Source organism: Citrobacter sp. ANG330, from assembly GCF_047467925.1.
In the GTDB taxonomy this organism is placed as follows: Bacteria; Pseudomonadota; Gammaproteobacteria; order Enterobacterales; family Enterobacteriaceae; genus Citrobacter_A; species Citrobacter_A amalonaticus_G.
Genome location: NZ_JASJUI010000013.1, coordinates 1 through 22,404, shown reverse-complemented (window position 1 = coordinate 22,404; position 22,404 = coordinate 1). Strand labels below are relative to the sequence as shown.

The following is a 22,404-nucleotide window of genomic DNA, read 5'->3' as shown; positions in this document are numbered from 1 at the left end:
CCACTTTAAAACCTTTTGCTTACGGGTCCGACGGCGTTTTTGTTGTCTACTCTGACCGTTAAGGTGCAAAAAAGTTTACGCCGCCAGCAGTTCTTTCGCATTGGCGAGGGTGTTTCTCGTCACCTCGCTGCCGCCCAGCAGGCGCGCCAGCTCCTGCAAACGTGCGCGTTTATCCAGCGGTTGCATGTGCGTTTCGGTCATTTCACCGTCGGTCTCTTTACTGACAAAGAAATGTTGATGACCGCATCCCGCCACTTGTGGAAGGTGCGTGACGCACATCACCTGGGTCGATTCGCCAAGCTGGCGCAGCAGTTTACCGACCACCGCTGCGGTTGGACCGCTGATGCCGACATCAACTTCATCAAAAATCAGCGCCGGTGTTTCCATTTTCCGAGCGGTAATCACCTGGATGGCGAGGGCAATACGCGACAGTTCACCTCCAGAAGCCACTTTAGCAATGGGCTGCATTGGCTGACCTGGGTTGGTGGTCACTTTAAACTCAACCCGGTCCGCACCGTCCTGGCTAAGATTATGTTCATCAAACGTGACGTCGATGGTGAAACGACCGTGCGGCATAGAGAGTGAGTGCATACTCTCAGTAATCAGCGTACTCAGTTCTTCTGCGTAATGCTTACGCTGCGTGTGCAGCGCTTTCGCCGCTTCCAGCGCCTGCTGGCGATGTTTATTCACAGAAAGAGTCAGCGTTTCCAGCGAATCGGCCTGATCGTCGAGCTGCTGCTGCTCGTCGAGCAAAGACTGATAATATTGCGGCAGCGCTTCCGGGCTAACGTGATGTTTACGAGCCAGCGAAATCTGCTTCGAGAGGCGTTGCTCCAGTTCAAACAGACGATTGGGGTCCAAATCCAGACGGTCGCAATAGTGGCGCAGTTCGTCGCTGGCTTCGGTGAGTTGAATCGTTGCCTCTTCCAGCATATCAAGAATGCCTGAGAGCTTACCGTCCATCCCGACCAGTTCACTGACCAGTTGTTTCGCAGTATATAACTGGCTTTGCAAGTTAACGTCTTCACTGTCCGCCATTAGCGACAGTGCATTCTGGCTGGTGGAGAGCAATTGTCCGCTGTTGGCCAGACGCTTGTATTCTTCATCGATCTGTTCAAATTCACCCACTTGCGGGTTAAATTCATTCAGCTCTTTAAGCTGATACTGCAGCAGTTCCGCACGAGCGGCACGTTCCTGACTCAGCTGCTGGTGGTGTGCTAAATCACGGCAGCTCTGGTGCCAGAGTTGGTAACGCGCAGACATATCCTGTACCCGAACGGATTCATTGGCGTAGCCATCGAGCAGGGATTTTTGATGTTCGGCTTTGGTCAGCAACTGATGTGCGTGTTGACCATGAATTTGAATAAGCAATTGCCCCAGTTCGCGAAGCTGAGAGAGGGGGACGGCAGTCCCGTTAATAAAGCCACGGGAACGCCCGTCGCTGCTGATTACGCGGCGAAGTAAACACTCACGCCCCTCTTCAAGCTGGTTTTCCTCCAGCCAGCGCAGGGCGGCGGGGGTATCCTTCAGCGAAAAGCGGGCGCACAGGTCAGCACGGTTGGCGCCGGCACGAACCATATCGGCTTCAGCGCGACCGCCGAGGCACAAACCGAGCGCATCAATGGCAATAGATTTACCCGCCCCGGTTTCACCGGTGATGACGGTCATTCCGCTCTGAAAATCGATCTCAAGTTCACGAACGATAGCAAAATTGCTGATGGTCAGTTGTGCCAACATAGTCGTTTTCCTGTATGAAAAACCATAACTGTGATTACATACAGTATAAACTGGTTTTTTATACAGTAAAGAGGTTGGCGTTAAATTAGAATAATTTTTTTGACCAGCCTAATTTGGTACTTAATGTATTGAAATAACTGTAATCTTTTGGGTGAATGAGATTCAGATGGTAATCACAGCGACGGATCAGCACATCTTCACCTTCCTGAATCGGTAACGCTATCTGGCTGTCACAACTGATTTCGAGATCGTTACGGCGGTGCGAGAAACGCAGCCGAATGGTGCTGCTGCTGTTGATAACCAGCGGACGCGCCGAAAGGGTGTGCGGGAACATCGGCACCAGCGTGATGGCATCAAGGGACGGGGTTAGAATCGGGCCGCCAGCCGACAGGGAATAAGCGGTGGAACCTGTTGGTGTCGAGATAATCAGGCCATCAGAACGCTGCGAGAAAGCAAAGCTTTCGTCAATGTAGACTTCAAATTCAATCATGTGCGCGACTTTGCCGGGGTGCAGTACAACCTCGTTAATGGCGGTACTGATACGCTTCTGGCAGTCCTTCTGACAGACCTGTGCTTCCAGCAGAAAGCGTTTTTCCGCGACGTAATGGCCTTCCAGCACGTCGGCGAGCTGTTGCTGCGCGTTATCAGGATCAAGATCCGTCAGGAAGCCGAGATTGCCGCGGTTGATGCCGATCACCTTGATATCGTATCGCGCCAGCGTTCGCGCCGCGCCAAGCATATTGCCATCGCCGCCGACAACCACCGCAAGGTCCGCCTGCTGGCCAATCTCCGCCAGAGTGCCGGTTTTCACATTCTTCAACTGTAACTCGTGAGCGATCTGCTGCTCGACAATGACCTCATACCCTTTGGTGCATAACCAGCGGTAGAGCATTTCATGTGTCGTGAGTGCCGTGGGGTGACGGGGGTGTCCCACAATGCCGATACACTTGAAATGATTATTCATTTTTTCGAGGTCCTTGTGACGAAGATTGATGACAATGTGAGTACTTCCCTTGAAACCCTGAATCTGATCCCCATAATAAGCGAAGTTAGCGAGATGAATGCGAAAAAAACGCGGAGAAATTCATGAGTAGTAAAGAACAGAAAACGCCTGAGGGGCAACAAGCCCCGGAAGAAATTATCATGGAACAGCACGAAGACGTTGAGGCGGTTGAACCTGAGGCTTCTGCTGAGCAGGTGGATCCGCGCGATGAAAAAATTGCGAATCTGGAAGCGCAGCTTGCTGAAGCTCAGAACCGTGAACGTGACGCCGTGCTGCGTATCAAAGCCGAAATGGAAAACCTGCGTCGCCGTACCGAACTGGACGTTGAGAAGGCGCATAAGTTCGCGCTGGAAAAATTCGTCAACGAACTGCTGCCGGTGATTGATAGCCTCGATCGCGCGCTTGAAGTGGCAGATAAAGCCAATCCGGATTTGGCCCCGATGGTTGAAGGGATCGAGCTGACCCTGAAATCGATGCTGGATGTGGTGCGTAAGTTTGGCGTGGAAGTTATTGCCGAAACTAACGTGGCGCTGGATCCGAACGTGCATCAGGCCATTGCGATGGTGGAGTCCGACGATGTCGCGCCGGGCAACGTGCTGGGGATTATGCAGAAAGGCTATACGTTGAACGGTCGTACAATTCGAGCGGCGATGGTGACGGTTGCGAAAGCGAAAGGTTAATCTTTCGGCTATTTATATTGCCGGCTGGCACTGACGCTTATCCGGTCTACGGCCCACTGGAAGACCAGCGGGCCGTTTTCATTACTCCGCGACACTTTCCCGGAGTGGCTTAACAGGCAACACTCTGACCTGCTTAATCATATTCTCCTGGACGTCGAGAATATCAATGTCGTATTGACCGATGCGTACGCGAGTGCCCGCAATCGGGATCTCTTCCAGCGCTTCCAGAATCACGCCATTCACCGTGCGCGCGTTGTCTTCCGGCAGATGCCAGTTAAACGCTTTGTTGATTTCCCGCACGTTAGCGCTGCCGTCGATGATCACCGAACCGTCATTTTGCGGCGTCACTTCCTCTGCCAGCGTGGGGGACATCGAGGTGGTAAAGTCGCCGACAATCTCTTCGAGAATATCCTCTACCGTGACCAGCCCCTGAATATCGCCATATTCGTTGACCACCAGGCCCACTTTCTTTTTATTACGCTGAAACTTGATGAGCTGCGTGCTGAGTGGCGTGCCTTCCGGGACGAAGTAGATCTCATCGGCGGCGCGCAGCATAGTCTCTTTAGTGAACTCTTTCTTTTCCGACATCAACCGCCAGGCTTCACGCACGCGCAGCATGCTGATGGCGTCGTCCAGAGAGTCACGGTAAAGCACTATGCGTCCATGTGGCGAATGCGACAACTGACGCACAATCGATTTCCAGTCGTCATTGATATCAATCCCGATGATTTCACTGCGCGGCACCATGATGTCATCCACGCTGACCTTTTCCAGATCGAGCACTGACAGCAGCATGTCCTGGTTGCGGCGGGAAATTTGCGAACGGGATTCGTTCACGAGGGTACGTAATTCATCTTTACTCAACGAGCCGCTGATGACGATATCGGTTTTAATGCCCATCATGCGCATCAACAGGCGGGTAATGGTGTTGAGCAGCCAGACCAGCGGCATCATCAGAATTTGTAATGGCGCCAGTAGAAAGCTGCTCGGATAGGCCACCTTTTCCGGATAAAGCGCCGCAATGGTTTTCGGCAAAACTTCGGCAAACACCAGCACGACGAAAGTCAGTACACCGGTGGCGATGGCGACGCCCGCATCGCCATACAGTCGCATACCGACAATGGTGCCGATGGCCGACGCGAGAATATTGACCAGGTTATTACCAATTAGTACCAGACTTATCAGGCGATCGGGCTTACGCAACAGCTTTTCGACGCGCTTCGCCGGACGGTTCCCTTGTTTGGCCAGATGGCGCAGGCGGTAGCGGTTCAGGGTCATCATGCCGGTTTCAGAACCGGAAAAATAGGCGGAGATGACCACCATGACGATCAATGTGACGATCAGCGTGGTGGTGGAGATGTGTTCCAGGGGGCGCCTCCTTTAAGGCTTAGCTGACAAACTGCTGCAAAATCCGGCTGCCGAAATAGGCCAGCGTCAGGATGACTGCGCCTGCGACGTTAAACCACACCACACGGCGACCGCGCCAGCCTTCATGATAATGTCCCCACAACAGAACAATATAGACAAACCATGCGATGATTGAGAGCACCGCTTTGTCGATATTTTCCATGCTGAACAGATTGTGCATGTAAAACAGGCCGGTACACAGAGTGAGCGTCAGCAGGACCACACCAATCTGCGTGATGTGAAACATCTTGCGTTCGATGCTCATCAGCGGCGGCATTTCATTATTGAACGCCAGCTTTTTGTTTTTAAGCTGATAGTCGATCCACGCCAGTTGCAGCGCGTACAGGGCGGCGATAATGAGCGTTGCATAGGAGAACAGCGACAATCCGATGTGGATCATCATCCCCGGCGTGGCTTCGAGGTGGGTGATGAACTCGTTTGGCATGAAGGTCGCGAAGGCCAGATTGATCAGCGCGAAAGCATACACCACCGGCAACAGCAGCCAGCCACGGTTGCGCGAGGCGACAATCGTCATCACCGTACAGATCATCAGGCTGACCAGCGAGCCGACGTTTAGCAGGCTCAGGTTTTGTCCGCTGTCGCCACCCGGCAGAATGCGGGCTTCAAGCGCAATAGCATGACACACCAGCGCGACAACCGCAGAAAGAATAGCCATACGCCGCCAGCCGCTGTTTTTTTGCAGCAAAGCGGGAATAATCAGCGCAAGGCTGACGGAATAGGCGACAAGGGCGAGCAAAGCAAAAACGGGCATAGTGGTGTCGACAGTTGGCCAGTGAGAAAGAGAAGCAGTATAACGTTACGTGACCGTGGCTCCAACCGTTGCATAACAACAAAGACGGCTTCATGTTATACTGCGACAAAATTCTGTTCATGTGTCGCCCGTGCGACCAACCGTTTCCACCCCAGGCGAGAGACAATGTTTGATAATTTAACCGATCGTTTGTCGCGTACGCTGCGCAATATCAGTGGCCGCGGACGCCTTACTGAAGACAACGTTAAAGAGACACTGCGCGAAGTGCGCATGGCGCTACTGGAGGCTGACGTTGCGCTGCCGGTAGTGCGAGAGTTTATCAATCGCGTAAAAGAGAAAGCGGTTGGACATGAAGTTAACAAGAGCCTGACGCCGGGGCAGGAGTTCGTCAAGATTGTCCGCAACGAACTTGTGGCGGCGATGGGCGAAGAGAACCAGAGCCTGAACCTGGCCGCGCAGCCGCCGGCTGTGGTGCTGATGGCGGGCCTGCAAGGTGCGGGTAAAACCACCAGCGTCGGTAAGCTGGGTAAATTCCTGCGCGAAAAGCACAAGAAGAAAGTGCTGGTTGTCTCCGCTGACGTATATCGCCCTGCGGCGATCAAACAACTCGAAACGCTGGCCGAGCAGGTTGGCGTTGATTTCTTCCCGTCAGATGTCGGCCAGAAGCCGGTTGATATCGTTAACGCGGCGCTAAAAGAAGCCAAACTCAAATTCTACGACGTGCTACTGGTGGATACCGCCGGTCGTCTGCACGTTGACGAAGCGATGATGGACGAAATCAAACAGGTTCATGCGTCTATCAACCCGGTGGAAACCCTGTTTGTGGTCGATGCAATGACCGGTCAGGATGCGGCGAATACCGCGAAGGCGTTTAACGAAGCGCTGCCGCTGACCGGCGTGGTGCTGACCAAAGTCGATGGTGATGCCCGTGGCGGTGCCGCGCTCTCTATTCGTCACATCACCGGCAAACCGATCAAATTCCTCGGCGTTGGCGAGAAAACCGAGGCGCTGGAGCCGTTCCATCCGGATCGCATCGCGTCACGTATCCTCGGCATGGGCGACGTGCTGTCGCTGATCGAGGATATCGAAAGTAAGGTTGACCGCGCGCAGGCAGAGAAGCTGGCGACCAAACTGAAAAAGGGCGACGGTTTTGATCTGACCGACTTCCTGGAACAGTTGCGCCAGATGAAAAACATGGGCGGCATGGCGAGCCTGATGGGCAAGCTGCCGGGTATGGGGCAGATCCCGGACAACGTGAAGTCGCAGATGGATGACAAAGTGCTGGTGCGCATGGAGGCGATCATCAACTCGATGACGCTGAAAGAACGTGCGAAGCCGGAAATCATCAAAGGCTCCCGTAAACGCCGTATCGCACAAGGCTGCGGTATGCAGGTGCAGGACGTTAACCGCCTTCTGAAACAGTTCGACGACATGCAACGCATGATGAAGAAGATGAAGAAGGGCGGGATGGCCAAAATGATGCGCAGTATGAAGGGGATGATGCCGCCAGGATTCCCCGGTCGCTGATCTTTACAGGCCTGGCTTATTTGTCATTTCGGCACCGGGGTGTGCTCGCCATCCTCACGTACTACGTGTACGCTCCGGTGGCTGTGCGCACGCCGGCACCGAACTGACCGCATCGCCGACGGCCTTTTGCCGCAGAGTTCTTAACTGCTGATTGCAATTTCCCCAGAAATCAGTAAAATTTTCGGGCTTTTAATATGACACCGGGCTCCGTTCCTCGATGGGGCCCGGTTGTTTTATTCACACAAGAGGATGTTATGGTAACTATTCGTTTAGCTCGTCACGGCGCTAAAAAGCGTCCGTTCTACCAGGTTGTTGTTACTGACAGCCGTAACGCACGTAACGGTCGCTTCATTGAGCGCGTTGGCTTCTTTAACCCAATCGCTAGCGAAAAAGAAGAAGGCACTCGCCTGGATCTGGATCGCATCGCTCACTGGGTTGGCCAGGGCGCGACCATTTCTGATCGCGTTGCTACGCTGATCAAAGAAGTAAGCAAAGCAGCTTAATCTGTCACGGTGGTCATGATGAGCAAGCAACTCACTGCGCAAGCACCCGTGGACCCGATTGTCTTAGGGAAAATGGGATCGTCTTACGGTATTCGTGGTTGGCTCAGAGTGTTTTCTTCCACTGAAGACGCCGAAAGCATTTTTGACTATCAGCCCTGGTTTATCCAGAAGGCGGGTCAGTGGCAGCAAGTACAGCTGGAAAGCTGGAAGCACCACAATCAGGATCTGATCATCAAGCTGAAAGGCATTGAAGATCGGGATGCTGCGAATCTGTTGACTAATTGCGAAATTGTCGTGGATTCGACGCAACTGCCAAAACTGGAAGAGGGTGACTACTACTGGAAAGACCTGATGGGCTGCCAGGTAGTGACCACGGAAGGCTACGATCTCGGTAAAGTCGTCGATATGATGGAAACCGGATCGAATGACGTCATCGTCATTAAGGCAAACCTGAAAGATGCGTTTGGTATCAAGGAACGCCTCGTGCCGTTCCTCGATGGGCAGGTTATCAAGAAAGTCGATCTCACTACGCGAATTATCGAAGTAGATTGGGATCCTGGTTTTTAAACCACCGGATAAGCGGTAAATGACGGCGTGATGGGGATTGGCTTGTGTTTATAGGTATCGTTAGCCTGTTTCCAGAAATGTTTCGTGCAATTACCGATTACGGGGTAACTGGCCGGGCTGTTAAAAATGGCCTGCTGAACATCCAGAGCTGGAGTCCTCGCGACTTCACGCATGACCGGCACCGTACCGTGGACGATCGTCCTTACGGCGGCGGACCGGGGATGTTAATGATGGTTCAACCCTTACGGGATGCCATTCATGCAGCAAAAAGCGCGGCGGGTGAAGGCGCTAAGGTGATTTATCTGTCACCTCAGGGACGCAAGCTTGATCAAGCGGGCGTCAGCGAACTGGCCACGAATCAAAAGTTGATTCTGGTATGTGGTCGCTACGAAGGCATAGATGAGCGCGTGATCCAAACCGAAATTGACGAAGAATGGTCAATCGGCGATTACGTTCTCAGCGGTGGAGAGTTACCGGCAATGGTACTGATTGACTCCGTATCCCGGTTCATTCCGGGGGTTCTGGGTCATGAGGCATCGGCAACGGAAGATTCCTTTGCGGATGGATTGCTGGACTGCCCGCACTATACCCGACCTGAAGTGTTAGAAGAGATGGACGTCCCGGCAGTGTTACTGTCAGGAAACCATGCTGAGATACGTCGCTGGCGCTTGAAACAGTCGCTGGGTCGCACCTGGCTTAGAAGACCTGAACTTCTGGAAAACCTGGCTCTGACTGAAGAGCAAGCAAGGTTGCTGGCGGAGTTCAAAACGGAACACGCGCAACAGCAACATAAACATGATGGGATGGCGTAAGCCCCCGATTATCAGTTTACCCAGGATAAGAGATTAAATTATGAGCAGCATTATTAAGCAACTTGAACAAGAGCAGATGAAGCAGGACGTACCTTCCTTCCGTCCGGGTGATACCGTGGAAGTGAAAGTATGGGTTGTTGAAGGTTCCAAAAAACGTCTGCAGGCATTCGAGGGCGTGGTTATCGCTATTCGTAACCGCGGTCTGCACTCTGCATTCACTGTTCGTAAAATTTCCAACGGCGAAGGCGTTGAGCGTGTCTTCCAGACTCACTCTCCGGTTGTTGACAGCATTGCTGTTAAACGTCGTGGTGCCGTTCGTAAAGCTAAACTGTACTACCTGCGTGAGCGTACTGGTAAGGCTGCTCGTATCAAAGAGCGTCTTAACTAAGATATCGCTCAGGCGACATCCTGTTAGAAGGGCTGGCCAGTTGGCTGGCCCTTTTTTTATCCTCATATTGGTCGCTATTGCCGCGACATCTGTATTTTAGGTAGACGCTTCAGAGCGCAGTGCAATTTAAGGCGCGCTGATGACCACGGCGACGCGGCGATTTTCCGCGCGACCTTTCGCCGACTGGTTACTGGCGATCGGGTATTTTTTCCCTAGTCCTTGCGTGGTGAGATTGGCGCGCGGAATCTTTGCGCCTTCTGACCAGGCGTCCGCCACGACATTGGCGCGCTTGAGCGATAGCGCCTCATTGTAGCTATCCTCGCCGTAGTTATCGGTATGCCCATCCATGCGCGCATGGTTCAGCCCCACTGAGGCGAGACGGGCTGCCATCGACTGGATATGTTGCTGACTTTCCGCACGCAGCTTGTAGTCATTCTTATCAAACAGAATGGTGTCAGAAAGCCCCAGGGACCAGTCACCCGCAGATTGTGTAAATCCGTACGATTGCATGGCCGCCACTTGCGCAGGGGTGAACTTGCCCTGTGGAGTCTGGCAGCCTGCCAGCAATAGCGTGGCAAGAATGAGTGGGGATAAAAGACGCTTAAGCATGTGTGCATTCCTTTTTTATTTTATCAAGCGCTCGCTGCGCTGATGTTTAGCCCGATACATATTGCGATCGGCCAGTTCTTGTAATTTCTCGGCGGAAGCGTGCTCCCAGGTCAGCGCGTAACCCATACTCAGCGTCATACTGACTAAATGCCCGTTATGCAGGTCAAAAGGACGATTAAACTCTTGTGACAGCGCGGCGCTGATTCGCTGGACTTCATAGTCTGAATGGACGCCGTAAAGCACGACGGCAAACTCATCACCGCCGAGGCGATAAGGAATATGGCGGTTGCCACCGAATTCAGCCAGTCGCCTGGCGACTTCAATCAACACGCGATCGCCTGCGGCATGCCCCCAGGTGTCATTCACGAATTTGAAGTTATCGCCATCCAGGAATAAAAGCGCGGAGCTGCTACGGGCGGAATTGTCGTTCATCAGAGCGCTGATGCTGCTACGAAATGCTGCCCGGTTTGCCAGACCCGTCAGCGGATCGTGCAGTGCCGTTCGCAGTAATTGCGCATTTTTGGCCTGCAAACGCAGTTGCCACTCCTCCATTTCATCCAGCAGGCTGTTGAAGTCCTGGGCAAAATTGTGGAACTCTTCAATTCGTTCTTCAGAGACGCGGCGGGAGAAATTACGATTCGTACGCACATCGTGCACCACCTCGGTGATGTTTTGTAGTGCCTCAACCATGCCACGATGCAGATGACGCGTCAGCAAAATGGCGATACCGGAAGCCAACAGAAGTGACCCGGTGAGCACGGCCAGAGAAAGCCAGATAAAGTGGCTGATAAGGCTGTCACGCGCGGTAAGTCGAACTTCACCAATAATCTCACCACTGTGCCAGACGGGCTGGGCGATGGGGAAGGGGAAGAGCCAGTGGCTGATAAAATCGCCCAGCTTATCGTCATTCTCCTGCTCGTTATAGCGCCAGGAGGCAATTACGTTCTGATTGTTGTCGCGAACCTCAGCGGCGGAAAATTGCCCCTGTTGGCCGAGTGCGGCCAGCGTTTCTGCGGCGGCTGCATCATCGGTGAATACCAGCGCGGCTTCCAGACTGTGGGTCATTGTCGCCGCAGTGAGCTCGAGGTTTTTTTGCGCGTACTGTTTTAACGTCACTATTGAGGCAACACACAGCAGCAGCCAGATCAGCGTCATGGTCACGATCACGCTTGTCATGTTGATGCGTCGCAACGCTCGCTTAAACGTTGGACGGGGGGAAGAGGAATGAGCCTTATCCATGCTTTTTATTCCGGGCGAGCATCAATACATCCGGATTGACCCTTACGCCACTGCGCGACAAAGAATCCAGATTAACGGCGAATCTGACATCATTATTGTTAATAATCAAACAAAAGGCGCTGCCTATAATGCATTCGTCATTCTGTTCTGCAATTAATAACAACGCCTTAGACGGATAATTATTTGTTAATTCAACCTGAGCAGTGGGAGATTCACTGCCGAAATAAACACCATCACAGCGCGCAGTTAATGCTTCCTGGGCGGTGTGAATAATGACGGGTTGATAAGGCAGCGGTATATCACTGCTGTCCTCCAGGACGCTGGCGAACCGGGAAGACGAGAAAATGCACAGTCTGGGCGGCCCTGAGAGGGCTGGCCAGTGCGTATAGCTGACGATGCCAGAGACCATTGCACGAACATTTTTCGCCACATCAGGGAAATCCTGAGCATGTACTGGCAATCCCAGCAGTAATAGCATTAACAGCATCAGGCATCGGTGAGAAGCGAACATAACGATTTCCTCACCAGCATCTTTTATCCGTCATCAAAATACATCCATGTTTTGTTTAAAGCAAAATAACATTATTTTTGCGGAGCGTCATTATACCTTGTAGATTAACGTATGCGGTTTAAGCTAAATCTGACTAAATATTAATTCAGACGTATTGAAGCGGCATTTTCATCGGCACCTTGTTGCCATGCCTCACGCAACAGGCTGGCATTTTCTACCGTATCGCAACTGGCAGGGAAGGTTTTCCCCGTTACGCCTCTGGCATAGGCAAAATTTTGCTGGCAGGTTTTACGTTGGCCTTCTGCGTAGCCTTTAAGGTATTGCGAACGATCCACCTCCGGGTCATTAAAGGTATCGGCCAGTGTTTCATTATCTTTAACCGCCATGCCGGCAATTGCATCTTCAATCCCGGCGTCATACCAGTCGGTGCTGGTCCACGTTGGCGCGTGAGTGTAAGGATCGATCTGACAGCCACTAAGCAGCAAAATCACTGCGATACCGACTATTTTCGTCATTGCCTGTTCTCCTGTTTTTTCAAAGCATAGCGGATCTCAAAATAAGTTTGTGTAAACTATTGCGTACAAATTATCTTGCGCTAAATCGAGTTAATTTCACTGATGTAACGTAATGTTTACGTATTTTGGATTGATATCTTTACTCGTTGTGTTATCGTTACGTCATCCTCAGTGAGGAAAACTATCGCAAACGAGCAAAAACAGGATCGCCATCATGCAAAAAGACGCGCTGAACAACGTACATATTACCGACGAACAGGTTCTGATGACCCCGGAACAACTGAAAGCGGAATTCCCGCTGAGCCTGGCGCAAGAGGCGCAAATCGCCCAGTCGCGTAAAACCATTTCTGACATCATTGCCGGACGCGATCCGCGTCTGTTGGTGGTGTGTGGTCCGTGCTCCATTCACGATCCTGAAACGGCCCTGGAATATGCTCGTCGATTTAAAGCCCTTGCCGCAGAGGTCAGCGATAGCCTCTATCTGGTGATGCGCGTCTATTTTGAAAAACCCCGTACCACCGTTGGCTGGAAAGGGTTAATTAACGATCCTCACATGGACGGCTCTTTTGACGTGGAAGCGGGTCTGAAAATTGCGCGTCAACTGCTGCTTGAACTGGTCAACATGGGACTGCCGCTGGCGACAGAGGCGCTGGATCCGAACAGTCCTCAATACCTGGGCGATCTGTTTAGCTGGTCGGCGATTGGCGCCCGCACCACGGAATCACAAACACATCGTGAAATGGCGTCGGGTCTGTCGATGCCGGTGGGGTTCAAAAACGGCACCGACGGCAGCCTGGCGACGGCGATCAACGCTATGCGCGCTGCGGCGCAGTCGCACCGTTTTGTCGGTATTAACCAGGCTGGGCAAGTTGCGTTACTGCAAACCCAGGGTAACCCGGACGGACATGTGATCCTGCGCGGCGGCAAAGCGCCTAACTACAGCCCGGCAGACGTCGCTCAGTGCGAAAAAGAGATGGAGCAGGCGGGACTGCGGCCGTCACTGATGGTAGATTGCAGTCATGGTAACTCCAATAAAGATTACCGTCGTCAGCCTGCCGTGGCAGAGTCGGTGGTTGCTCAAATTAAAGATGGCAACCGCTCAATCATCGGCCTGATGATTGAAAGTAATATTCATGAAGGCAACCAGTCCTCCGAGCAACCGCGCAGCGAAATGAAGTACGGCGTGTCCGTTACCGACGCCTGCATTAGCTGGGAAATGACGGACGCGTTGCTGCGTGAAATTAACAAAGACTTGAACGGCCAGTTGGCGGCGCGCCAGGCTTAAGAGGTTCGTTATGGTTGCTGAGTTGACCGCGTTACGCGATCAAATTGATGAAGTCGATAAAGCGTTGCTGGATTTGCTGGCGCGCCGTCTGGAACTGGTGGCTGAGGTCGGTGAAGTCAAAAGCCGCTTTGGTCTGCCGATTTACGTACCAGAGCGTGAAGCCTCGATGCTGGCTTCGCGCCGTGCCGAAGCGGAAGCGCTTGGTGTACCACCGGATCTGATTGAAGACGTACTGCGTCGGGTGATGCGTGAGTCTTATTCCAGTGAGAATGACAAAGGGTTTAAGACGCTTTGTCCTTCCCTGCGCCCGGTAGTGATTGTCGGCGGCGGCGGGCAGATGGGCCGGTTGTTCGAGAAAATGCTCCTGCTGTCGGGTTATCAGGTGCGGATCCTTGAGCAGCATGACTGGGATCGCGCGCAGGAGATCGTTGCGGATGCTGGCATGGTGATCGTGAGTGTGCCTATCCATCTGACGGAACAGGTGATTGCGCAATTACCGCCGCTGCCCGCCGACTGCATCCTGGTCGATCTGGCGTCGGTGAAAAACGGTCCTTTACAGGCGATGCTGGCGGCGCACGCTGGCCCGGTGCTCGGTCTGCACCCGATGTTCGGTCCGGACAGCGGTAGCCTGGCAAAACAGGTGGTGGTCTGGTGCGACGGGCGTAATCCTGAAGCCTATCAGTGGTTTCTGGAGCAAATTCAGGTCTGGGGCGCACGGCTGCACCGCATTAGCGCCGTCGAGCACGATCAGAACATGGCGTTCATTCAGGCGCTGCGTCACTTTGCGACGTTTGCTTATGGTCTGCACCTGGCAGAAGAAAACGTGCAGCTTGAACAGTTGCTGGCGCTCTCTTCGCCGATTTATCGTCTTGAACTGGCGATGGTGGGGCGACTGTTTGCTCAGGACCCGCAGCTTTACGCTGATATCATTATGTCGTCGGAGAGCAATCTGGCGCTGATTAAGCGCTACTACAAACGTTTTGGCGACGCGATTAGCCTGCTGGAGCAAGGGGATAAACAGGCGTTTATCGACAGCTTTCGCAAAGTAGAGCACTGGTTCGGTGACTACGCGAAGCGCTTCCAGAGCGAAAGTCGTACGCTGTTACGCCAGGCGAATGACAGTCGACAGTAATGGCAGGATTATGCCGGATGGCGACGCTAAAGCGTCTTATCCGGTTTGCGCAACATAAACAGCAGGCCGGACAGGCATAGCGCCCTCCGGCCTTGTTGCATGTTAGCTCGGATCAACCGGCACTACGTTCTCACTCGGATAACAGCCCAACACCTTCATTGAGCGGGTGATCTCGCCCAACTCCTTGAGCGCTTTCTGCATCTGCAACGATTCCAGATTGGCCTGGATATCGAGATAAAACATCTCTTCCCACGGATTGCCGTGTATCGGACGGGATTCCAGCTTAGTCATGATCAGATTATGGTTGCGCAGCACCAGCAGTGCTTCAACCAGGGCACCCGCCTGCTGTCCTGTCGCCATCAGCAGGGTAGTTTTGGCCGGGACCTGATCGGAGACGTTGATCGCTTTACGCGCCAGCACGATGAAGCGAGTGATGTTCTGCGTCTGGTTCGCTTCGATACGTTCCAGGACCTGTAAACCATGCAGCACGCCTCCGGCTTCACTGCCGAGTGCGGCAACGCCTGGAGAGTTTGCCTGCGCGACTTTTTCCATTGCGGCGGATGTACTTTCGGTGTACTCAATTTTCCAGTGTGGATAACGACTGAGGAACTTGCTGCACTGCTGGAACGGCTGCGGATGGCTGTAAACCGTTTCGATGGTGTCGAGGTCTGTTGTTCCCAAAACCAGTACGCAATGGTCGATAGTCACCGTCATCTCGCCCACAATCGACAGACTGGTGTGCTGTAGCAGATCGTAGACATCGTTAATCCCGCCGGAGCTGGTGTTTTCAATTGGTACAACTGCGTAATCGGCCTGACCGGTTTCAACCTGATTAAAAATATCAGCAAACCTGGCGCACCCGCTCTCAATAAACTGTTCGAAGTGGCGTGCGGCGTACTGACGTGCCGCAAGATGTGAGTAAGAGCCTTTTGGCCCCAGGAACGCCACGCGTGCGGAATGCGGATTGATTTTATTCAGATGCTGCTGAAGCAGCGCCTGCTGGGTGAGAACAGAATCTTCAATAATGAGCTGAAAAAGGCGGGTGATGTAATGCGCATCAAGATGATGCGCTTTGCCAAGGGTAATCAGTCTGTCCAGCAGATCGCGCTCCCGGTCGATATCCCGCACCGGACGATGGGATTCGAGTTTAGCTTTGCCGACTTCAACTGCCAGCCCACGTCGCTCGGCCAGTAACGCCAGCAATTTTGCATCCAGCGTGCTGATTTTATCGCGCAGCGCCAGTAAGGGGTTTTCCGATGTCATAGTGTTGCCTTTATTGTTATCAATAAAAAAGGCCCCCCGGTGTGGGAGGCCTTATTGTTCGTCTTCGCATTCTTTTTCACACGACGAAAGCCTCCCGTTCAGGGGAAGGTAAAAAAGAATGCGAAGAAAAACGGGGTAAGTTGCATGTCAGTTTCCTTAAGTGATGTCAGTAAAGTACCCGTACTGTTTTCACCCTGTCAACAAAAAACGCGCCCGAAGGCGCGTTGGCGATACACTCAATGTAAGGGACTACTCTTCTTCTGCTTCGACGAAGTTGGCGTCTTTTACTGAAGTTGTTGCACGACGGGCTTCGCCTTTGTGCTGCACTTTATTGAGCTGCCGTTCCAGCTTGTTGATCAAATCGTTAATAGCGGTGTACATATCTTCGTGTTTTGCGCTGGCGACCAGATGTCCGTTTGGTGTATTGATGGTGGCATCAGCGACGAAACCCTGTGGCTCCTTAGACAGAATGATATGTGGATTAATAAGATGGGTTTGCCATTTTTCGAGTTTGGCGAGACGGTCTGCGACATGTTGGCGAATGGCCGGAGTAATTTCCATTTGTTTGCTGGTAATGTTCATTGTCATAAATTTTACCTCTTGTCTTTCCCGTCTTGGTGAATCCAGCATACCGTTCCTAATGTCAAAATGTGTGATTCAAATCACATTATTTTGTCACTTTTTGTCAAGGGAACCTTTTTGTGAGTTATCGCAGGAAGAGGTGATTTTTAACTTGAGGAAAGCCCGAAAGCAGGCCATAGTTGATGAGTTGCGTTATAGGAAAGTGTACTGGAACATGACGTAAAACGGATAAAAAAACGGCAGCCTGCGGGCTGCCGTTCTGCATTTGAAAATGGGGTCAGGTGTTGCTGCTGTTGGCGGCAATAATCTTCGCCACTTTGTCAGCCTGTGCCGTCATCTGCATTTCGCGATAGGCATTTTCCATCAGCGGCAGGGCGTCTCGCGTTGCCTGCGTATCCGGGTAATCACGCAGCATGCCTTCTACACGGTTAACCACGGCCACCCATGCGCCGCGTTTGGTGTAGTAATCCGCAACGGAGTACTCATATTTCGCCAGACGATCTTTCAGGAACACCAGACGTTTGGTGGCGTCTGTGGTGTACTGGCTGTTCGGATAGCCGCGAACCAGTTTCGAAAAGTCATTGAACGCAGCTCGCGCATGCTGAGGGTCACGGTCGCTACGATCGACACCAAAGAACCCTTGTAATGCGCTGTCATCTAACGCCATATTGGTCAGGCCACGCATATACATGACATAATCAATGTTAGGATGAGTTGGGTTCAGGCGGATAAAGCGATCGATGGCAGCCTGAGCAAGCGGTAGATCGGCGTTTTTGTAGTAGGCGTAGATGAGATCTAACTGCACCTGCTGAGAATAGGGACCAAATGGATAGCGGTTATCCAACGCTTCCAATTGCGTTATTGCCTGTTTCCAGTTACCGTCCTGCAGCTTTTGCTGAGCAGTCGCGTAGATTTCATTAGGCGGATTATCGGGCACCTCTTCCTTTGAACCAGAGCAACCCGCCAAAAACAGGCTCAACGTGGCTGCTGCCACCAGATATTTCATGCGCGTCATGACGTTTTGACTTTCCTCAAAATGTTTTACGGGAGATTCTCTGTTCCTGCTCCCGGTTAAGACCAGCTACAATAGCACACTATATTAAACGGCAAAGCCGTAAAACCCAACGTTAAACGAAGAAGCTGTATATGGCACAACGAGTACAACTCACCGCAACGGTCTCCGAAAATCAACTCGGTCAACGCTTAGATCAAGCTTTGGCCGAAATGTTCCCTGATTATTCGCGATCGCGCATAAAAGATTGGATTCTCGATCAGCGCGTGCTGGTCAACGGTAAAATTTGCGACAAACCAAAAGAAAAAGTGCTAGGCGGAGAACAGGTCGCCATCGATGCTGAAATCGATGAAGAAATCCGCTTCGAACCTCAGGATATCCCACTGGATATCGTTTATGAAGATGATGACATTATTGTTATCAACAAGCCACGCGATCTGGTTGTTCATCCTGGCGCGGGCAACCCGGACGGCACGGTTTTGAATGCGTTACTGCATTATTATCCGCCAATTGCGGATGTTCCGCGCGCGGGTATTGTCCATCGTCTGGATAAAGACACCACCGGATTAATGGTGGTTGCGAAAACCGTTCCGGCGCAGACGCGCCTGGTTGAGGCACTGCAGTTGCGTGAAATCACCCGCGAATACGAAGCGGTGGCGATCGGTCATATGACAGCGGGGGGCACGGTAGAAGAACCTATCAGTCGTCACCCGACAAAGCGTACCCATATGGCGGTGCATCCGATGGGGAAACCGGCGGTTACGCACTATCGCATTATGGAACACTTCCGTGTGCACACGCGTCTGCGGCTGCGTCTGGAAACCGGGCGTACGCACCAGATCCGCGTGCACATGGCGCATATCACCCATCCGCTGGTGGGCGATCAAGTGTACGGTGGCCGTCCACGTCCGCCGAAAGGCGCGTCGGAGGCATTTATCTCGACATTGCGTAAATTCGACCGTCAGGCGCTGCATGCCACCATGCTGCGTCTGTATCACCCAATTTCCGGTATCGAAATGGAATGGCATGCGCCGATCCCGCAGGATATGGTTGAACTGATTGACGCGATGCGTGCGGATTTCGAAGAGCATAAGGATGACGTGGCCTGGCTATGAGTAAGCTTATTGTCCCGCAGTGGCCTCTGCCAAATGGCGTGGCGGCCTGCAGTTCGACCCGTACCGGCGGTGTGAGTTTGCCGCCGTATGATGCCTTAAATCTGGGGGCCCACTGTGGCGATAATCCAGAGCATGTCGAAGAGAACCGCAGACGCCTGTTTGCTGCGGGCAATCTGCCTTCAAAACCGGTCTGGCTGGAACAGGTACATGGGAAAGACGTCCTGAAGCTGACCGGCGAGCCTTACGCCTCGAAACGGGCGGATGCGTCATACAGTAATACGCCGGGTACCGTTTGTGCGGTAATGACGGCAGACTGTCTGCCCGTACTCTTTTGTAATCGGGCGGGAACGGAGGTAGCGGCAGCCCATGCGGGCTGGCGTGGATTATGTGAAGGCGTACTGGAAGAGACGGTGGCCTGCTTTGCGGATAAGCCTGAAAATATTCTTGCCTGGTTAGGCCCGGCGATTGGTCCTGCGGCCTTTGAAGTCGGACCTGAAGTGCGTGAGGCGTTTATCGACAAAGACGCTAATGCGCATGAAGCCTTTGAGTCTCACGGCGAAAAATATCTGGCGAATATTTATCAGCTTGCGCGTCAGCGCCTGGCTAATGTCGGCGTTGAGCAAATTTATGGCGGCGACCACTGTACTTTTAGTGAAAATGAGACTTTCTTCTCTTATCGTCGCGACAAGACCACGGGGCGTATGGCAAGTTTTATTTGGCTGATATAACCTAAAGAATCAAGACGATCCGGTACGCGTGATTTTCTTTTCACATAATTCAGGTCATTAACCTTGAATAATTGAGGGATGACCTCATTTAATCTCCAGTAGCAAATTTGACCTGTTATGGGAGGAGTTATGCGTCTGGATCGTCTTACTAACAAATTCCAGCTTGCTCTTGCCGATGCCCAGTCACTCGCACTGGGGCACGACAACCAATTCATCGAACCTCTTCATTTAATGAGCGCCTTGCTGAATCAGGAAGGGGGATCGGTACGTCCTTTATTAACCTCTGCTGGCATTAATGCCGAGCAGCTACGCACCGCCATCGATCAGGCGCTGAGTCGTTTACCGCAGGTGGAAGGCACCGGTGGCGACGTACAGCCGTCTCAGGATCTGGTGCGTGTATTGAATCTTTGCGACAAGCTGGCGCAAAAACGAGGGGACAACTTTATTTCGTCAGAACTGTTCGTTCTGGCGGCGCTTGAGTCTCGCGGGACATTGCCCGATTTGCTGAAATCGGCTGGCGCAACGACCGCCAATATTACTCAGGCAATTGAACAAATGCGTGGAGGTGAAAGCGTGAACGATCAAGGGGCTGAAGACCAACGTCAGGCCTTGAAAAAATATACCGTCGATCTGACCGAGCGTGCCGAACAGGGCAAACTTGACCCGGTTATCGGCCGTGATGAAGAGATTCGCCGTACTATTCAGGTACTGCAGCGCCGTACTAAAAACAATCCGGTGTTAATTGGTGAGCCTGGCGTGGGTAAAACGGCGATTGTTGAAGGGCTGGCACAGCGAATCATTAATGGAGAGGTCCCGGAAGGCTTAAAAGGCCGCCGTGTACTGGCGCTGGATATGGGCGCGCTGGTGGCTGGGGCAAAATATCGCGGTGAATTTGAAGAGCGCTTAAAAGGCGTACTCAACGATCTCGCGAAACAGGAAGGTAATGTCATCCTGTTCATCGACGAACTGCACACTATGGTGGGCGCAGGTAAAGCCGATGGGGCAATGGATGCCGGGAACATGCTGAAACCGGCGCTGGCGCGTGGGGAGCTGCACTGCGTCGGGGCGACAACGCTCGACGAGTATCGCCAGTACATCGAAAAAGATGCGGCGCTGGAACGTCGTTTCCAGAAAGTGTTCGTGGCTGAACCGTCAGTGGAAGATACCATTGCGATACTGCGTGGTCTGAAAGAACGTTATGAATTGCATCACCATGTGCAGATTACTGACCCGGCAATCGTCGCGGCAGCCACGCTGTCTCATCGTTACATTGCCGATCGCCAGTTGCCGGATAAAGCTATCGACCTGATCGATGAAGCGGCATCCAGCATCCGTATGCAGATTGACTCTAAGCCGGAAGAGCTGGACAGACTCGACCGCCGCATTATCCAGCTCAAACTGGAGCAGCAGGCGTTGATGAAAGAGTCTGATGAGGCGAGTAAAAAACGTCTCGATATGCTTAATGAAGAGCTGGACGACAAAGAGCGTCAGTACTCTGAATTAGAAGAAGAGTGGAAAGCGGAAAAAGCGTCGCTCTCCGGAACACAAACGATCAAAGCCGAGCTGGAACAGGCGAAGATTGCTATTGAACAGGCGCGTCGTGTGGGCGACCTGGCGCGGATGTCCGAACTGCAGTACGGCAAAATTCCTGAGCTGGAAAAACAGCTGGAAGCCGCGACACAGTCGGAAGGTAAAACCATGCGTCTGTTGCGTAATAAAGTGACGGATGCGGAAATTGCCGAAGTGCTGGCGCGCTGGACCGGTATCCCGGTCGCGAGAATGCTGGAAGGCGAGCGCGAAAAACTGTTGCGTATGGAGCAAGAGTTACATAGTCGCGTGATCGGGCAGAATGAAGCGGTCGAGGCCGTATCGAACGCGATTCGTCGTAGCCGTGCCGGTCTTGCCGATCCAAACCGTCCGATTGGATCGTTCCTGTTCCTCGGTCCAACCGGGGTCGGTAAAACCGAACTGTGTAAGGCGCTGGCAAACTTTATGTTTGATAGCGACGACGCGATGGTGCGTATCGACATGTCCGAGTTTATGGAGAAACACTCTGTGTCTCGCCTGGTAGGGGCGCCTCCGGGATATGTCGGTTATGAAGAAGGCGGTTATCTGACCGAAGCGGTTCGTCGTCGTCCTTATTCCGTTATTCTGCTTGATGAAGTTGAGAAAGCGCATCCTGATGTGTTCAACATTCTTCTGCAGGTACTGGATGATGGTCGTCTGACCGATGGACAGGGGAGAACGGTCGACTTCCGTAATACGGTGGTCATTATGACCTCTAACCTGGGTTCCGATTTGATTCAGGAACGCTTCGGCGATCTCGACTACAGCCATATGAAAGATCTGGTGTTAGGTGTGGTGAGTCACAATTTCCGCCCGGAATTCATCAACCGTATAGATGAGGTTGTGGTATTCCATCCGTTGGGTGAACAACACATCGCGTCTATTGCGCAGATCCAACTGCAGCGGCTGTACAAACGTCTGGAAGAACGTGGTTATGAAATCCACATCTCTGATGAAGCGCTGAAACTGCTTAGTGCCAATGGTTATGATCCGGTGTATGGGGCTCGTCCGTTGAAACGTGCAATCCAGCAACAGATTGAGAACCCGCTGGCGCAGCAAATTCTGTCTGGAGAGTTAATTCCAGGTAAAACGATACGCCTTGAAGCCAACGGCGATCGGATTGTCGCAGTACAGTAATTCTTGATGGAATAATAAATGGGCTCTTCGGAGCCCATTTTTGTTTAAAAACCAGGCTAAAATGGCGGTTTATAGAGTGATTTGCCTGGAAAGTGAGCAGTTGATAAGTTTTTTGTATTTTTGACTTGTCAGCCCGAAATAACTCCCTATAATGCGCCTCCACTGACACGGAACAACGGCACGCAAGCCGCCGGGTCAGCGGGATTCAGCGATGAATACCCACAGAGAAAAGCAAAAATAAATGCTTGACTCTGAAGCGGGAAAGCGTATTATGCACACCCCGCGCCGCTGAGAAAAAGCGAAGCGGCACTGCT

Annotated in this window: 23 protein-coding genes and 1 other annotated feature; of the genes, 11 read left to right on the top strand and 12 right to left on the bottom strand. The window is 52.5% G+C overall.

From position 1 onward, the window contains the following. Nucleotides 1-75 precede the first annotated feature (75 nt). Together recN and nadK are read right to left on the bottom strand one after the other, a co-directional pair. A complete protein-coding gene (recN, locus tag QNN88_RS20805) occupies nucleotides 76-1,737 on the bottom strand; it encodes a DNA repair protein RecN (RefSeq protein WP_414241871.1) in 1,662 nt (553 codons plus the stop codon). An 85-nt stretch (nucleotides 1,738-1,822) separates the two neighbouring features. Beyond that, a complete protein-coding gene (gene nadK, locus QNN88_RS20800; RefSeq protein ID WP_414241870.1) occupies nucleotides 1,823-2,701 on the bottom strand; it encodes an NAD(+) kinase in 879 nt (292 codons plus the stop codon). A gap of 122 nt (nucleotides 2,702-2,823) precedes the next feature. Here nadK and grpE point away from each other — a divergent pair, with 122 nt between their 5' ends. Continuing rightward, nucleotides 2,824-3,420, top strand: a complete 597-nt coding sequence (gene grpE / locus QNN88_RS20795; RefSeq protein ID WP_414241869.1) for a nucleotide exchange factor GrpE — start codon at nucleotides 2,824-2,826, stop codon at nucleotides 3,418-3,420. Nucleotides 3,421-3,501: 81 nt separating this feature from the next. On the opposite strand, the gene QNN88_RS20790 is transcribed toward grpE, so the two are convergent. Then, a complete protein-coding gene (locus QNN88_RS20790) occupies nucleotides 3,502-4,788 on the bottom strand; it encodes an HlyC/CorC family transporter (protein WP_414241929.1) in 1,287 nt (428 codons plus the stop codon). Nucleotides 4,789-4,807: 19 nt separating this feature from the next. Continuing rightward, on the bottom strand, nucleotides 4,808-5,599 hold the full coding sequence (locus QNN88_RS20785; RefSeq protein ID WP_414241868.1) for an inner membrane protein YpjD: 792 nt from the start codon (nucleotides 5,597-5,599) through the stop codon (nucleotides 4,808-4,810). A gap of 165 nt (nucleotides 5,600-5,764) precedes the next feature. On the opposite strand from QNN88_RS20785, the gene ffh reads away from it, so the two are divergent. The 5 genes from ffh (at nucleotide 5,765) to rplS (ending at nucleotide 9,396) form a co-directional block, all read left to right on the top strand. Beyond that, a complete protein-coding gene (ffh, locus tag QNN88_RS20780; RefSeq protein ID WP_042325920.1) occupies nucleotides 5,765-7,126 on the top strand; it encodes a signal recognition particle protein in 1,362 nt (453 codons plus the stop codon). A gap of 254 nt (nucleotides 7,127-7,380) precedes the next feature. Next, complete coding sequence (rpsP, locus tag QNN88_RS20775; RefSeq protein ID WP_042325918.1) at nucleotides 7,381-7,629, top strand: 30S ribosomal protein S16; 249 nt, start codon at nucleotides 7,381-7,383, stop codon at nucleotides 7,627-7,629. Between the two features lie 18 nt (nucleotides 7,630-7,647). Beyond that, on the top strand, nucleotides 7,648-8,196 hold the full coding sequence (gene rimM / locus QNN88_RS20770) for a ribosome maturation factor RimM (RefSeq protein WP_414241928.1): 549 nt from the start codon (nucleotides 7,648-7,650) through the stop codon (nucleotides 8,194-8,196). 44 nt (nucleotides 8,197-8,240) lie between these two features. Then, a complete protein-coding gene (gene trmD, locus QNN88_RS20765; RefSeq protein ID WP_042999689.1) occupies nucleotides 8,241-9,008 on the top strand; it encodes a tRNA (guanosine(37)-N1)-methyltransferase TrmD in 768 nt (255 codons plus the stop codon). A gap of 40 nt (nucleotides 9,009-9,048) precedes the next feature. After that, entirely contained in the window at nucleotides 9,049-9,396 is a 348-nt protein-coding gene (gene rplS, locus QNN88_RS20760; RefSeq protein WP_414241867.1) for a 50S ribosomal protein L19, read from the top strand. Between the two features lie 126 nt (nucleotides 9,397-9,522). Here the strand turns inward: rplS and QNN88_RS20755 are convergent, their stop codons facing one another. The 4 genes from QNN88_RS20755 to QNN88_RS20740 form a co-directional block, all read right to left on the bottom strand. Beyond that, entirely contained in the window at nucleotides 9,523-10,005 is a 483-nt protein-coding gene (locus QNN88_RS20755) for an OmpA family protein (RefSeq protein WP_414241866.1), read from the bottom strand. 15 nt (nucleotides 10,006-10,020) lie between these two features. Next, on the bottom strand, nucleotides 10,021-11,244 hold the full coding sequence (gene dgcN, locus QNN88_RS20750) for a diguanylate cyclase DgcN (protein WP_414241865.1): 1,224 nt from the start codon (nucleotides 11,242-11,244) through the stop codon (nucleotides 10,021-10,023). After that, a complete protein-coding gene (locus QNN88_RS20745; RefSeq protein ID WP_414241864.1) occupies nucleotides 11,237-11,755 on the bottom strand; it encodes a YfiR family protein in 519 nt (172 codons plus the stop codon). The genes dgcN and QNN88_RS20745 overlap by 8 nt, the downstream gene beginning before the upstream one ends. A 140-nt stretch (nucleotides 11,756-11,895) precedes the next feature. Continuing rightward, nucleotides 11,896-12,270: a DUF2799 domain-containing protein gene (locus QNN88_RS20740; RefSeq protein WP_414241863.1), complete on the bottom strand. Its 375-nt coding sequence runs from the start codon at nucleotides 12,268-12,270 to the stop codon at nucleotides 11,896-11,898. A 214-nt stretch (nucleotides 12,271-12,484) separates the two neighbouring features. Here QNN88_RS20740 and aroF point away from each other — a divergent pair, with 214 nt between their 5' ends. Continuing rightward, nucleotides 12,485-13,555 (top strand): 3-deoxy-7-phosphoheptulonate synthase AroF, encoded by a 1,071-nt coding sequence (gene aroF / locus QNN88_RS20735; protein WP_042325901.1) that lies wholly within the window; start codon nucleotides 12,485-12,487, stop codon nucleotides 13,553-13,555. A gap of 10 nt (nucleotides 13,556-13,565) precedes the next feature. After that, nucleotides 13,566-14,687 carry a bifunctional chorismate mutase/prephenate dehydrogenase gene (gene tyrA / locus QNN88_RS20730; protein WP_414241862.1) on the top strand — a complete coding sequence of 374 codons (1,122 nt, stop codon included), beginning with the start codon at nucleotides 13,566-13,568 and terminating at the stop codon, nucleotides 14,685-14,687. Between the two features lie 102 nt (nucleotides 14,688-14,789). Here the strand turns inward: tyrA and pheA are convergent, their stop codons facing one another. The 4 genes from pheA to bamD all read right to left on the bottom strand — a co-directional run bounded on the left by pheA (nucleotide 14,790) and on the right by bamD (nucleotide 17,547). After that, nucleotides 14,790-15,950, bottom strand: a complete 1,161-nt coding sequence (gene pheA / locus QNN88_RS20725; RefSeq protein ID WP_414241861.1) for a bifunctional chorismate mutase/prephenate dehydratase — start codon at nucleotides 15,948-15,950, stop codon at nucleotides 14,790-14,792. Between the two features lie 22 nt (nucleotides 15,951-15,972). Then, nucleotides 15,973-16,097: a sequence feature (Phe leader region), on the bottom strand. Next, the gene (pheL, locus tag QNN88_RS20720) at nucleotides 16,049-16,096 is read right to left on the bottom strand and encodes a pheA operon leader peptide PheL (RefSeq protein WP_187375663.1); all 48 of its coding nucleotides are present in this window, start codon (nucleotides 16,094-16,096) and stop codon (nucleotides 16,049-16,051) included. It overlaps the preceding feature by 48 nt. Before the next feature lie 102 nt (nucleotides 16,098-16,199). Then, nucleotides 16,200-16,538 carry a ribosome-associated translation inhibitor RaiA gene (gene raiA, locus QNN88_RS20715; RefSeq protein WP_103776976.1) on the bottom strand — a complete coding sequence of 113 codons (339 nt, stop codon included), beginning with the start codon at nucleotides 16,536-16,538 and terminating at the stop codon, nucleotides 16,200-16,202. A gap of 271 nt (nucleotides 16,539-16,809) precedes the next feature. After that, on the bottom strand, nucleotides 16,810-17,547 hold the full coding sequence (gene bamD, locus QNN88_RS20710; protein ID WP_414241860.1) for an outer membrane protein assembly factor BamD: 738 nt from the start codon (nucleotides 17,545-17,547) through the stop codon (nucleotides 16,810-16,812). Nucleotides 17,548-17,678: 131 nt separating this feature from the next. Here bamD and rluD point away from each other — a divergent pair, with 131 nt between their 5' ends. The 3 genes from rluD (at nucleotide 17,679) to clpB (ending at nucleotide 22,090) form a co-directional block, all read left to right on the top strand. After that, nucleotides 17,679-18,659, top strand: a complete 981-nt coding sequence (gene rluD, locus QNN88_RS20705; protein ID WP_414241859.1) for a 23S rRNA pseudouridine(1911/1915/1917) synthase RluD — start codon at nucleotides 17,679-17,681, stop codon at nucleotides 18,657-18,659. Next, nucleotides 18,656-19,387, top strand: a complete 732-nt coding sequence (yfiH, locus tag QNN88_RS20700; RefSeq protein WP_414241858.1) for a purine nucleoside phosphorylase YfiH — start codon at nucleotides 18,656-18,658, stop codon at nucleotides 19,385-19,387. Before rluD ends, yfiH begins: the two co-directional genes overlap by 4 nt. A gap of 129 nt (nucleotides 19,388-19,516) precedes the next feature. Continuing rightward, entirely contained in the window at nucleotides 19,517-22,090 is a 2,574-nt protein-coding gene (gene clpB, locus QNN88_RS20695) for an ATP-dependent chaperone ClpB (RefSeq protein WP_414241857.1), read from the top strand. Nucleotides 22,091-22,404: the final 314 nt, after the last annotated feature.

What these genes read in the sequence shown, in the direction of transcription:
- bamD (WP_414241860.1), bottom strand. Translation starts at nt 17,547, where the DNA reads ATGACGCGCATGAAATATCTGGTGGCAGCAGCCACGTTGAGCCTGTTT.
- dgcN (WP_414241865.1), bottom strand. Translation starts at nt 11,244, where the DNA reads ATGGATAAGGCTCATTCCTCTTCCCCCCGTCCAACGTTTAAGCGAGCG.
- raiA (WP_103776976.1), bottom strand. Translation starts at nt 16,538, where the DNA reads ATGACAATGAACATTACCAGCAAACAAATGGAAATTACTCCGGCCATT.
- rluD (WP_414241859.1), top strand. Translation starts at nt 17,679, where the DNA reads ATGGCACAACGAGTACAACTCACCGCAACGGTCTCCGAAAATCAACTC.
- recN (WP_414241871.1), bottom strand. Translation starts at nt 1,737, where the DNA reads ATGTTGGCACAACTGACCATCAGCAATTTTGCTATCGTTCGTGAACTT.
- QNN88_RS20745 (WP_414241864.1), bottom strand. Translation starts at nt 11,755, where the DNA reads ATGTTCGCTTCTCACCGATGCCTGATGCTGTTAATGCTATTACTGCTG.
- ffh (WP_042325920.1), top strand. Translation starts at nt 5,765, where the DNA reads ATGTTTGATAATTTAACCGATCGTTTGTCGCGTACGCTGCGCAATATC.
- rplS (WP_414241867.1), top strand. Translation starts at nt 9,049, where the DNA reads ATGAGCAGCATTATTAAGCAACTTGAACAAGAGCAGATGAAGCAGGAC.
- aroF (WP_042325901.1), top strand. Translation starts at nt 12,485, where the DNA reads ATGCAAAAAGACGCGCTGAACAACGTACATATTACCGACGAACAGGTT.
- QNN88_RS20785 (WP_414241868.1), bottom strand. Translation starts at nt 5,599, where the DNA reads ATGCCCGTTTTTGCTTTGCTCGCCCTTGTCGCCTATTCCGTCAGCCTT.
- nadK (WP_414241870.1), bottom strand. Translation starts at nt 2,701, where the DNA reads ATGAATAATCATTTCAAGTGTATCGGCATTGTGGGACACCCCCGTCAC.
- pheA (WP_414241861.1), bottom strand. Translation starts at nt 15,950, where the DNA reads ATGACATCGGAAAACCCCTTACTGGCGCTGCGCGATAAAATCAGCACG.
- QNN88_RS20755 (WP_414241866.1), bottom strand. Translation starts at nt 10,005, where the DNA reads ATGCTTAAGCGTCTTTTATCCCCACTCATTCTTGCCACGCTATTGCTG.
- rimM (WP_414241928.1), top strand. Translation starts at nt 7,648, where the DNA reads ATGAGCAAGCAACTCACTGCGCAAGCACCCGTGGACCCGATTGTCTTA.
- tyrA (WP_414241862.1), top strand. Translation starts at nt 13,566, where the DNA reads ATGGTTGCTGAGTTGACCGCGTTACGCGATCAAATTGATGAAGTCGAT.
- QNN88_RS20740 (WP_414241863.1), bottom strand. Translation starts at nt 12,270, where the DNA reads ATGACGAAAATAGTCGGTATCGCAGTGATTTTGCTGCTTAGTGGCTGT.
- clpB (WP_414241857.1), top strand. Translation starts at nt 19,517, where the DNA reads ATGCGTCTGGATCGTCTTACTAACAAATTCCAGCTTGCTCTTGCCGAT.
- rpsP (WP_042325918.1), top strand. Translation starts at nt 7,381, where the DNA reads ATGGTAACTATTCGTTTAGCTCGTCACGGCGCTAAAAAGCGTCCGTTC.
- yfiH (WP_414241858.1), top strand. Translation starts at nt 18,656, where the DNA reads ATGAGTAAGCTTATTGTCCCGCAGTGGCCTCTGCCAAATGGCGTGGCG.
- grpE (WP_414241869.1), top strand. Translation starts at nt 2,824, where the DNA reads ATGAGTAGTAAAGAACAGAAAACGCCTGAGGGGCAACAAGCCCCGGAA.